Here is a 12592-nt window from a genome sequence, read left to right as displayed (position 1 = left end):
CTGGAGGGGGTTTCTCCCCGGCGGGCCACGGTGCCGTTCTTCTCCACGGTGGACGCGGAGTGGCTCTGCGGGGAGGAGCTCGACGCGGGGTACTGGTTCCGCAATCTGCGGCAGACGGTGCGGTTCGAGACCGCTGTGCGGGCCTTGGCCGAGGAGGAGTTCGGGGCGTTCGTGGAGGTCAGTGCGCACCCCGTGCTGACGGTCGGTGTCGAGGAGACGGTTCCCGACGCCGTCGTGGCCGGTACCCTGCGACGGGACCAGGGGGGCTGGGGCCGGTTCCTGTGCTCCGCCGCGGAACTCTTCGTGCGGGGCGTGGCGGTGGACTGGCCGTCGTTGTTCCCGGACGCGCGCCCGGTGGACCTGCCGACGTACCCGTTCCAGCGCGAGTCGTACTGGCTGGACCCGGCCCCTGGACCAGGCGGGGACGTCGCCGCCCTCGGCCTCGCGGCCAGTGGTCACCCGCTGCTGGGCGCGCTCGTGGACCTCGGCGACGAGGGAGCGGTGTGGACCGGGCGGCTGTCGTCCGAGACGCATCCGTGGCTGGCCGACCACGCGGTCGCCGGGGCCGTGTTCCTGCCCGGGACGGCCGTCGTCGAGCTGGCGGTGAGCGTGGGACACCGGACGGGACGTCCCCGCCTCGCCGAGCTCACCCAGTACGCGCCCTGCGTGCTGCCGGACCGGGGCGGCCTGACGCTCCAGGTCCGGCTGGGCCCCCGACGGGAAGACGCCCAGCCGGTCACGATCCTGTCCCGGTGCGGCGAGGACGACGACTGGACACGGCACGCGGACGGCCTCCTGACGGCGAGCGGTACGTCGCCCGCCGACGGAGACCTCGCCGAGTGGCCGCCGCCCGGCGCGGTGCCGGTCGACACCGCAACGCTGTACCGGCGGCTGGACGAGGCGGGCTACGGCTACGGGCCCGCCTTCCAGGGGCTGTGCGCCGCCTGGCGACGGGAGGACACGCTGTACGCCGAGGTGGTCGTCCCCGGCGACGTGGACGACGGGGGATTCCTGCTGCACCCGGCGGCGTTCGACGCGGCCCTGCACGCCTTCTTCCTCGATCGCGACGTCGACGAGATCCGGGTCCCGTTCTCCTGGAACGGCGTGGAACTCAGCCCCCACGCCTCCGGCGTGCTCCGGGTGAGGCTCTCCGCACCGGGGCCGGACGAGGCGTCCGTACTCATCGCCGACGACACCGGCCGTCCGGTCTGCTCGGTCGACCGGTTCACCGGCCGGCCGCTGCCCGTCGACGAGCTCTCCTCCGGGCGGCCCGGCACCGGCTCGCTCTTCCGGCCCGAGTGGACGCCGGTACCGGCCAGGGTGCCCGCGTCCACCGTTCCGGTACCGCTCGGCCCCGGCCTGGACCTGACCGAGGTGACCGGTGCGCCCGACGCGGTGGTGGCCGCCGTCAGCGCCGCCCCGGGCCACGCGGAGAATCCGGTGAGGGCCACGCACGAGACCGTGCGGCGGTTCCTCGCCCTCCTCCAGGACTGGCTGGGGGACGATCGGTTCGCCGCCTCCCGCCTCGTCGTACTGACCCGCCCGGACGACCTCGCGGCCGGTGCCGTCCGAGGACTCGTGCACTCCGCGCAGTCGGAGCACCCCGGCCGGTTCGTCCTGGTCGAGGCGGACGGTCCCGAAGCGGTGCCCGCCGCTCTGGCCACGGGGGAGCAGCACGTCGCCGTGCGCGGCGGCACGGTGCTGGCTCCCCGGCTGGTCCGCGTGGCACGTGGCACCGGGCGACCGTCACTCGCTCCCGGCGGCACGGTACTGGTCACCGGTGCCACCGGACTGCTGGGCGGCCTGGTGGCCCGGCACCTGGTCCGTGCACACGGGGTGAGGCACCTGCTCCTGGTGGGCCGCCGCGGCAGGGCGGCGGACCTGGACGACCTGGATGCCGAGGTGACGTGGGCCGCGTGTGACGTGTCGGACCGCGCGGCGCTCGCCGACGTGCTGGCCGCCGTACCCCGTGACCACCCGCTCACCGCTGTCGTCCACGCCGCCGGGGTACTCGACGACGCCACCGTGACGTCCCTGACCGCCGACCGGATCGGACCGGTGCTCGCACCGAAGGTCGACGGGGCGTGGCACCTGCACGAGCTGACGAAGGAGATGGACCTGTCCGCCTTCGTCCTGTTCTCCTCCTCGGCAGGGCTCCTCGGCTCGCCGGGGCAGGGCAACTACGCCGCCGCCAACGCCTTCCTGGACGCCCTGGCCGAGCACCGTCGCGCCGAGGGGCTGGCGGCGCGGTCGATCGCCTGGGGGCTCTGGCAGGACCCGAGCACCATGACGGGTCACCTGACGGCGTCCGACATCGCGGGCCGGATGGGACGCAGCGGCGTTCTCCCCCTGAGCACCGGGGAAGGACTGGAACTGTTCGACACCGTGCTCACCGTGGACCACCCGGTCCTCGCCGCCGTGCGCGTGGACCCGGCGCGCCTGCGCGACGAGACGACGCCGGCCCTGCTGCGGACGCTCGCCGGCAGCCGTACGCCGGTCACGTCGCGACCGCGCCCGCAGGCTGCGGGCGGCAAGTGGGGCCAGAGCCTTTCCCGGCTGTCCGAGGAGGAGCGTGAGCGTACCGTTCTCACCCTCGTGCTCGCTCAGGTCGCCGCCGTCCTCGGACACGACGTCCGGCGTGTGGATCCCGAGCGCGCTTTCAAGGACTTCGGGTTCGACTCGCTCACTGCCGTGGACCTGCGCAACCGCCTCAGCGCCGCCACCGGCATACGCCTGCCCGCCACCCTGGTCTTCGACCATCCCTCCCCCCGTCTGCTGTCCCGGTGGCTGGGGGAGCAGTCGGAGGCGAAGACGCCGGCGCGGCCATCCGGGTCCGCGCCGGCCGCCCGACGCCCGCTCGCCGACGAGCCCATCGCGATCATCGGCATGGCATGTCGCTTCCCCGGCGGGGTCACGTCCCCGGAGCAGCTGTGGGACCTGGTCTCCGCGGGTGAAGAAGCCATCACACCGTTCCCGCAGGACCGGGGATGGGATCTCGACGCGCTCTTCGACGCCGACCCCGACCGGCCCGGACGCAGCTACGCCCGGCACGGCGGGTTCCTGGACGACGTATCCGGCTTCGATGCCGAGTTCTTCGGCATCTCCGCCCGTGAGGCGCTGGCCATGGACCCGCAGCAGCGGCTGTTGCTGGAGGTCACCTGGGAGGCGCTGGAGGACGCCGGCATCGACCCGGCGGGGCTCCGGGGCAGCCCGACGGGTGTCTTCGCGGGCGTGATGCACCACGACTACGCCGACCGACTGCGCGACGCCCCGCCGGAGATCGAGCCGTACGTCGGCAACGGCAGCGCCGGCAGCATCGCCTCCGGACGCATCGCCTACACGTTCGGCTTCGAGGGGCCCGCGCTGTCGGTGGACACGGCTTGCTCCTCCTCACTCGTCGCGCTGCACCTCGCCGCACGCGCGCTGCGGGCCGGGGAGTGCTCGATGGCACTGGCCGGCGGGGTCTCGGTGATGGCCACCCCCGAACTGTTCGTGCAGTACAGCCGGCAGCGCGGCCTGTCCGGTGACGGACGCTGCCGGGCCTTCGCCGACTCCGCCGACGGAACGGGCTTCGCCGAGGGCGTCGGAATGCTCCTGGTGGAGCGGCTGTCCGACGCCCTGCGCAACGGCCACCGGGTACTGGCCCTGATGCGCGGCAGCGCCGTCAACCAGGACGGCGCGTCCAACGGGCTGACCGCGCCGAACGGCCCGTCCCAGGAGCGGGTGATCCGGGCCGCGCTGGCCGACGCCGGACTGCGGACCGGCGACGTCGACGCGGTCGAGGCGCACGGCACCGGCACCCGGCTGGGCGACCCGATAGAGGCGCAGGCGCTGTTGGCCACCTACGGCCAGGACCGCCCCGCGGAGCGGCCGTTGTGGCTGGGCTCGGTGAAATCGAACATCGGCCACACCCAGGCCGCCGCCGGCGCCGCGGGCATCATCAAGATGGTCATGGCCATGCGGCACGCCGTCCTCCCGCGGACCCTGCACGCGCAGACCCCGACGACCCGGGTCGACTGGGAGGCGGGCGCCGTGCGGCTGCTGGCCGAGGCCCGGCCCTGGCAGGGGCCGCGGCGTGTGGGTGTGTCCTCGTTCGGGGCGAGCGGCACCAACGCCCACGTCGTCCTTGAGGCACCCGCCCCTGACACCGACCCGCAGCAGAGCGCACAGCGTCCGCACCGGCCCGCCTCCGACGACGCGGTCGGCCCGCTCCTCGCGCTGCCGCTGTCCGCGCGTGGACGGGCGGCGCTGCCCGGCCAGGCCGGCGCACTGCTGCCCGCACTGGTCCGGCACGACCCCGGCGACGTGGCGCACTCCCTGGCCACCACCCGCACCGCCTTCCCGCACCGGGCCGTCGTCCTCGGCGGCGACCGTCAGGAACTGCGGCGAGCCCTGGAAGCGCTGCACAACGGCGAGCCGGACAGCGGCCTCGTGGTCGGGGAGGCGGTTCCCGACCCCCTACCGGTCTTCGTCTTCCCCGGCCAGGGCGGCCAGTGGGCGGGCATGGCGGTGGAACTCCTGGACCACTGCCCGCAGTTCGCCGACCGGATGGCCCAGTGCGCCAAGGCGCTGGCCCCCCACCTGGACGGCGACCTGCACGACGTGGTGCGTCGAGCGCGGTACGACCGCGTCGACCTCGTGCAGCCCGCCCTGTGGGCGGTGATGGTCTCGCTGGCTGAGGTGTGGCGCGCGCACGGCGTGGAGCCCGCCGTGGTGCTCGGCCACAGCCAGGGAGAGATCGCCGCCGCGGTGGTCGCCGGGGCACTGTCCCTGGAGGACGGCGCCCGCGTGGTGGCCCTGCGCTCCCGCGAACTGGCCGCACTCGCCGGGCACGGCGGCATGGTCTCGCTCCCGCTCCCGGTGGCCGAGGTCCGTGCACTGCTGGTCCGCTGGTCCGGCCGGCTGGAGGTCGCCGCGGTCAACGGCCCCCGTTCCACCGTGGTCTCCGGCGACACGGAGGCGGTCGCGGAACTGCTGGCCCACGACGAGCGGGCCCGCAGGATCCCGGTGGACTACGCCTCCCACTCCTCGCAGGTGGAACCGCTGCGCGCCCGCGTCCTGGAGGCTCTGTCCGGCATCACGCCGCGCACCGCGGCGATCCCCCTGCTGTCCACCGTCGACGGCGACTGGCCGGACACCGCGGACCTCGGCCCGGGGTACTGGTACCGCAACCTGCGGCGGCCCGTGGAGTTCGAGGCCGCCACGCGTACCCTGCTGGACCGGCCGGGTACCGTCTTCATCGAAGTCAGCCCGCATCCGGTGCTCGCCGTCCCGATCCTGGAGACCGCCGACGACGCCGGGACACGTGCGCCGGTCCTCGGCACGCTGCGGCGCGACGACGGCGGCCCGCGCCGCCTGGCCCTGGCACTCGCGGACGCCCACGTCCACGGCCTGCCCGCGCGGTTGCCGATCCCGCAGGGCCGTCGCGTGGACCTGCCCCACTACGCGTTTCAGCGGCAGCGGTACTGGCCGGAGCCGCCCAGGGAGCGCGCCGCCGTGGCGGGCGCCGGCCTGGTCCCGGCGAACCACCCGCTGCTCGGTGCCGCGGTCGACCTGGACGAGGACGGCTGCGTGCTGACCGGCCGGATCTCTTTGAGCACCCACCCCTGGCTGGCCGATCACACGGCCGTCGGCGTGGTCCTCCTGCCCGGTACCGCGCTGCTGGACCTCGCCGTCGCCGCAGGCCGCCGCGTCGGCCACGGGCGGATCGCCGAACTGACCCTCATGGCCCCGCTGACCCTGCCGGCCACGGGCGCGGTGCGGCTGCGGGTACGGGTGGGGCCGGCCGGCCCCGACGGGCGCCCGGTGACGATCTCCTCCAGCCGGGAGGAGTCGACCGGCTGGACCCGCAACGCCGAAGGCGTCCTCGGGCCCGAACAACCGCTGACCGGCGCCCTCACCGCATGGCCGCCGACCGGTGCCGAGCCCGTCGACGTGCCGGCGCTGTACGACGCCTACGCCCGCGCCGGGCTCGCCTACGGACCCGCCTTCCGCGGGCTGCGCGCGGCCTGGCGGCGTGGGGACGAGGTCTACGCGGAGATCGAGAACGACGGTCTGCCGCGCGACGGGTTCGGTGTCCACCCGGCCCTGCTGGACGCCGCCGTGCAGGCCATGGCGGTCCAGGACCACCGCAAGGACCTGCGCCTTCCCTTCACCTGGCGTGATGTCACCCTCGCCGCCGACGCACCGTCGGCGCTGCGGGTCCGCCTCACGCCGACGGGAGAGGACACCGTCTCCCTGCTGGTCACGGACGGCGCGGGCGTGCCTGCTGCTTCCATCGGCTCACTGACCGTCAGGGAGGTACCCGCGGCGCGGCTGCGCGCAGCGATGCCCGCCGGTGACAGTCTGCTCCGTCACACCTGGACCGACCTCGGGACACGGCCCGCCCCGTCCCGGCGTTGGGCCGCCGTCGGTGAGGGAGGTGCCGCACTGGCCGCCGCCCTGCCCGGCGCACGAGCCGCCGACACCGTCGAGGCGTTGCTGCGGCAGGACAGCGTCCCCGACGTGATCGCGGTGGCACCGTCATGTGAGGGGCCCGAACCCGCCCGGGCGGCGCACCGGGCGACCGCTCGCGCCCTGGCCGTGGTCGGCGCCTACCTGGCGGCACCACGCCTGACGGAGACGAGAATGGCGGTCCTGCTGCCCCGGGACGACCTGGCGGCGGCGGCCGTCGCAGGGCTGGTGAGGTCCGCGCAGACGGAACACCCGGGCCGTCTGGTCCTGGTGCACTGCGATCCCGCCGACCCCGCCGACATGGCTGTGGTGCCCGCGGCGTTGGCAGCAGGCGAGCCGGAAGTGGCCATCGAACGGGGGCGTCTGCGCGCCCCCCGGCTCGTGCCGGCCGCCCCGCCCGCGGAACCGGCCGTCCTCGACCCCTCCGGCACCGTCCTGGTGACCGGGGCGGGCGGTGTGCTGGGCGGCCTCGTGACCCGTCACCTGGTGCGGTCGTACGGTGTCCGGCACCTGCTGCTGGTGGGCCGCACGGCTCCGGCGGTTCCCGACGGGCTGGACGCCGAGGTCCGATCCGCCGCCTGCGACGTGGCCGACCGTGACGCCCTGGCCGCCCTGCTCGCCACTGTTCCCGCGGCCCATCCGCTGACCGCCGTGATCCACACCGCCGGTGTCCTCGACGACGCCACCGTCACCACCCTGACCGAGGAACGGCTGGGCCCGGTTCTCGCGCCCAAGGTCGACGGCGCATGGAACCTGCACGAGCTGTGCGGGGACGTCGACCTGTTCGTGATGTACTCCTCCGTGGCAGGCCTGCTGGGCGCCCCGGGACAGGCCGGCTACGCGGCCGCCAACGCCTTCCTGGACGCCCTGGCTCTCCACCGCAGGCGCCGCGGCCTGGCCGCTCAGTCACTGGCCTGGGGCTGGTGGGCTGGGACCGGTGGCCTGACCGACGCTCTGGGCGACGGCGGCCGGACCCGGTTGACCGCAGCGGGTGTGCTCCCGATGAGCAGCGAGGAAGGCCTCGCGCTGTTCGACGCCGCGCTCGCCTGCGGCGACGCGTTGCTGGCACCCGTACGACTGGATCACTCCGCGGCGCGCGGCCTTGACCGGTCGCTGCTGCGCGACCTCCTCGGCGGTTCGCTCCCCGCTCCGCGAAGCGAGGACGCCGGCCTGGCGGAACGGCTGGCACGGGCCACCGACCGCGAACGGGACCGCCTGCTGCTCGACCTGGTGCGCCGCCGCGCCGCCGCACTGCTGGGCCGTCCGGAGGTGCATGCCGCACGCGGCTTCATCGAACTCGGTTTCGACTCGCTGACCGCCGTCGAGCTGCGCAATCAGCTCAGTGCGGCGACGGGACTGCGCCTGCCCACCACACTCACCTTCGACCACCCTTCACCGGCGGCGCTCGCCGAGCACCTTGGCGTCCTCCTGGAGGAGCGGGACCGCTCCCGCCCGGACGCTCTGTCCGCGGTACTGGACGACGTGGAGCGTCTCGTCTCCTCCCTGCCGCCGAACGACGCGGGCCGCGCCCTGTTGCGCACGCGACTGGTCGCCCTGCTCGGCACCGTACCGGAAGCTGCCCCAGACGAGCGGCCGCGGGGCGTCGTGCCGGAGACGTCAGATCTCGACGGCGCCGGTCTGGAGGAGATGCTGGCGATCATCGACGGCGAACTGGAGTAGCCGGGGAGCCCGGGCAGCATCGGGATGCTCCTGGTGAGAGGTGCTGGTCATGCCGCAGATGTCGAATGTCGAGCCGTACGCGGCGATCCGGCGTGACCACCGTGGCGGCATGTCGATGCGCGAGCTTGAGCGCAAACACGGCGTGACGTGGCGGACGGTGCGGAGGGCATGGGACTCGCGGCTGGACCGCCACAAGCCAGTGGCCACGGCATGGATCTCCTCCCCTGGGGGTGGGGCAACCCCAGGGGACGGAGAGGTTGCCGACAGGAGCCCCCGGGCCGGCGCCGCTTTGGTGCGGAGGGCGCGTCTGCGCCGATGTCGGCACGCATGATCGTCGAACCAGCCCGTCGAGGCGCGTGGGGGCAACAGGGGGCAACACCTCCCTGGCGCGACGACAGCGGGGCCGAACAGCGCAATACCCGTTATTCGGGGATATCGCGGACGGAAACATCTCCACGCCCCTGCCTTCCGATCCGCGAGGTGCCCATGAGACTCGTGTCCGCCCTGGCCGCCGCCTCCGTCGTGACCGTACTGACCACCGCCGCTCCCGCCCTCGCCACCGCCCCGCCCGCTGCTCCCGGCACCCGCACCGCCGCCGTCGCTTCCGCACCAGGGCACGAGGCCACCGGGCGGGAGGTACGCGCGCTGCTGTCGACCGGTACGCCGGGCGCGCTCGCCGTCGCGGAGGACTCCCGCGGAACCTGGTACGCCTCGGCGGGCACGGCTGAGCGCGGGGCGTCGGTTACCCCGCTGCCCGACCACCGTTTCCGCGCGGGCAGCATCACCAAGATGTTCACCGCCACCGCCCTCGTCCAACTGGCCGCCCAGGGGCGCCTTCGCCTGGACGACACGGTCGACCGGTGGCTGCCGGGCCTGGTGCGGGGCAACGGCAACGACGGCCGGAACATCACCCTGCGTCAGCTGCTGAACCACACCAGCGGCCTGTACGACTACACATCCGACCCGGAGTTCGTCCGTTCCCATCTGACGGGTGAGAACTTCCTGCGCCACCGCTTCGACCGCTTCACGCCACAGCAGCTCATCGCGACAGCGCTCGCCCACCACCCGTACCACGCCCCCGGCAAGGGCTGGAACTACTCCAACACCAACTACGCCCTGGCCGGACTCGTGATCGAGAAGGCATCCGGCCGCACCTACGCGCAACAGCTTCGCCGCACCATCATCGAGCCCCTCGGCCTGCGTCAGACCACCGTTCCGGGGACCTCCGCCGAGGTGCCCGCACCCCGCCTGCGCGGCTACTCGAAGCTCGGCGAGAACGACTCCTCCGCCCGCGTCCACGACGTCACGCGCATGAGCCCCACCGTGCCGAACGCCGCCGGCGAGATCATCTCCACCGCCCCCGACCTCAACCGGTTCCTCTCCGCCCTGATGTCGGGCCGTCTTGTCCCTGAACCGTGGCTGCGGCAGATGCGAACCACCGTGCCGCTCAACGACCAGCTCTCCTACGGACTGGGCCTGTTGGCCCGCAAGCTGCCCTGCGGGAAGACGGTCTGGGGCCACGGCGGCCAGATCCAGGGCTATCTCTCCTACGCCGCAGCGACCGGTGACGGCACACACCGCGCCACGGTAGCCGTCAACTCCGACTGGCCCGACCCGGCCCGCCTGGACAAGGTCCTGGACGCCGAGTTCTGCCAGGGCTGATGAACCGTCACCGCACACAGCCGGACGCGCAGCCCGTCATCCGAACGGGGTGTCATGCCGGAGAGCTCCACGGAAGCGGATTCCAGCGGTCGTCGCAACGGTGTGGGTTGCGGCGGTGCTCAGTGTCGCCAGTCGGTTCCGCCGCCTGGGCCCACCAGGACGGGATCGATTCCCGAGCCGGCGAGGTTCCACGACTCGTAGTTCCGGCGGGAGACCTCGGCACCCTGGACCTCCGCCAGATGGGCGTGGACCTCGCCGGTCGTCAGCCCCTTCGCGGACAGCGAGAGGACCATCTCGTCCACGCCGGTCAGGCGCCTCCGCCGCTTCTCGGCGACCTTCGGCTCGAACGATCCGTCACGGTCGCGGGGCACGGATATCTCCACGGACTGTATCCACGGGCCCGAGGTCCGTCAGGACGGGCCTGCCCCCGCGTCCCGTCGCGGGAGTTACCGCCGTTCTTGCCAGCGGGGTCGTGCTTGTCATAGCCGAGGTGAACGGTGATCTCACCGTCCAGAGCGGACTTCGGCAGCCGCCTGCCGGCCGTCCACGGCCTTCGCCTGGCCGCGGCTCGGCCACCTCAACGGTTTCGCCTCAGTCACGTTCTCGCTCGTCATCGATGCATCTTCCTTGATCAGGAGTCACACCGAACGATTCACGGTCCCGTGGCCCGGCCTGATGGCTCCGTGCTACTCCCGCGACAAGCTGTCAGGTGACGCCGCCGTCCACCCTCGTTGCCGTCAGCTGCCGTCGATCGAGGGTGCCCGGCGACGCTCACCTACCTGCGGTCGTTGCCGGGCTCAGAGCCCCGGACAGCAGGGGCGCCGTGCACCCGGCCGTGCTGTCCGGAGCTCTGGGTCACGCCCGCGTCGCCCGCAGCGCCGCGTACTGCAAGGCCGCGAAACCGCCGACCGTGACGGCCTGTAGAGGGATCCACACCGCGCCCGCCACAGTCGGCGACAGCCAGGCTGCGAGCGCGATCAGGCTGACCGCGGCCCAGGCCACGTTCGCCTCGATCACGGCACGAACCGGCAGCACCGGCGGGCTGTTGCGCGTGGCGAGGATTCCGACGCCCACGCCATAGAGCGCGAGGAAGGCGCCCAGTCCCAGCAGCAGCCCCTGGTCCAGGCCGAGGAATCGGCCAAGCGGCCCGGAGGCGGCGAGGTAGGCGAGTCCGTTGCCGGTGGTGATGACGGCGTCGAGGGCGAGAAATCGGCGCAGCATGGCCTGCGGCTCGGAGGTGCGGGCCAGGGCGGCGAGCTGAGGAGCGGACATGGCGGATCGGCCTCCATGGGCGTCGGGGTCCCGTGGGAATGGTCTGCTGGGGACCACCCTGCCCGGTGGGCTGTGGACGGTCGATTACGCCACAGGTAATGCCCGTACGCCGCGGCTCGGACTCACACGTCGCAGGCCACCCGCAACCGCCAATGCTTCCCCTGGCTCCACCTCGCCGTACGCGAGCCGCCAGGATCGCAGCCACCACCGGCGACCGGTCAGGGTTTGGTGTGCGCCCGACCATGCCGCCGACAGCACAGCCAGCCGTTGGCGGCTGCCGTCTCAGCATGGGCGGACCTGGAGGTGGATGCGCAGGTCACACGGAGGACGACGAGGATGAGGACGAGGACCCTGAGCTGAAGAGGGACGAGCGGAGTGTCGGATCAGAGATGGTGATCCAGCCTGCCGTGGCGACGGTGAGCACCGGGGCCGACACCGTCGGGCCGTCGCCGGCCGGCCCCCAGGGCACCGGGTAACCCGACCTTCCGGCGTTGCGTACCGCGTACCAACCCGCAGGGGTGATCCGGGGCGGTGTGCAGACGAAGACAGCCGCCACCACGAGGGAGACCAGCAGGAAAGTCACCAGCCAGCCCACCGGGCGGCCCAGGCGGACGCCGTTCACCACCCGGGCGACGCCGACCCCGAACAGCACCAGCATCGGCAGCCCGGCCATACGCCCGGCCAGACGACGTATGCGGCTGGGCGGCAGACCGAGCCCGCGCGCGGTGCCCCCGGCCCGGCGGATCTCCGGCAGACGCCGGGCGGCCTCGTGCACCAGCGTCGTGTTGGTGCTCTCCCGGGCCCGCGCGGCCTCCAGGACGGCCCGCTGCATCGGTTCGTCGGGGACGCTGCCGCAGAAGGTGAGGGTGCCGTCCCGGGCCGTGCGCAGATGGCCGTCCTGGATGAGGGCGTAGAGGGCGGTGCTCACCACCTGGCGGGCCCCGCCGACGACCCAGGCGATGGTGTAGACGTCCGGCATGAAGCCGGTGTCCGCGGCAGGGTAGAAGCGGCGGGCTGCTTGCCGTACGGCCAGGCCGAGCAGCACGGCGACCGCGAAACCTGCGGCGTACAGGCCGAGGAACTCAGGGCCGGTGAAACCCCAGGGCGGGGTCATCGCTGCCTCCTTCCGACGGAGTTGAGGCCTCATCAGGCGATGCGGCGCGGCAATGGCGTCGAACACGACGCCGACGGGCATCCGGATGGTTCCCGCGCCGCGACGGGCGAGCCGGGTGCCGGGGGTGCGCGGCGCTCAGGGCTCCGCACCGCCCGCGCGGTGATCGCCGCCGCGCACCTCATCTCGGTGCGCTGCACACGCTGTTCGAGCCGGAGGGGGCCACGGTGAGTGAGTGGATCCGGGCAGCGCCGTCAGGGCGGCGACCGTACGGCGGCACGCCTCTGCGAAAGTCATGTGTGAGGGCTCGCCTTGTACAGGGGCGCACAGTTCGATGTTCGGCAGCGCACTGCTCAAAGCCATTCCTGCTAGGGGACTCAGTCGGACTCTGATGACGTCATTGCATTCATGATC

General features: G+C 73.2%; 4 protein-coding genes and 1 pseudogene. 2 read left to right on the top strand and 3 right to left on the bottom strand.

Features of this window, described 5'->3' with window-relative positions; genetic code table 11:
• Together IE294_RS41520 and IE294_RS41515 are read left to right on the top strand one after the other, a co-directional pair.
• Window positions 1-8133, top strand: a complete 8133-nt coding sequence (locus IE294_RS41520) for a type I polyketide synthase (protein WP_268252847.1) — start codon at window positions 1-3, stop codon at window positions 8131-8133.
• A gap of 486 nt (window positions 8134-8619) precedes the next feature.
• Complete coding sequence (locus IE294_RS41515; protein WP_189894557.1) at window positions 8620-9795, top strand: serine hydrolase domain-containing protein; 1176 nt, start codon at window positions 8620-8622, stop codon at window positions 9793-9795.
• Between the two features lie 203 nt (window positions 9796-9998).
• Here the strand turns inward: IE294_RS41515 and IE294_RS41510 are convergent.
• From IE294_RS41510 to IE294_RS41500, 3 genes and pseudogenes are all read right to left on the bottom strand, one after another.
• Window positions 9999-10330, bottom strand: a pseudogene (locus tag IE294_RS41510) (transposase); the annotation flags it as partial.
• A gap of 320 nt (window positions 10331-10650) precedes the next feature.
• The gene (locus tag IE294_RS41505) at window positions 10651-11067 is read right to left on the bottom strand and encodes a hypothetical protein (protein ID WP_189894556.1); all 417 of its coding nucleotides are present in this window, start codon (window positions 11065-11067) and stop codon (window positions 10651-10653) included.
• A 316-nt stretch (window positions 11068-11383) separates the two neighbouring features.
• Window positions 11384-12181, bottom strand: coding sequence for a TIGR04222 domain-containing membrane protein (locus IE294_RS41500; RefSeq protein ID WP_189894555.1), 798 nt, complete (start codon window positions 12179-12181; stop codon window positions 11384-11386).
• Window positions 12182-12592 lie beyond the last annotated feature (411 nt).

This window comes from Streptomyces canarius (genome assembly GCF_014650735.1).
GTDB classification, from domain to species: domain Bacteria; phylum Actinomycetota; class Actinomycetes; order Streptomycetales; family Streptomycetaceae; genus Streptomyces; species Streptomyces olivaceoviridis.
Note: the sequence above shows the minus strand (reverse complement) of the source record. Positions and strands in the feature narration are given on the sequence as shown.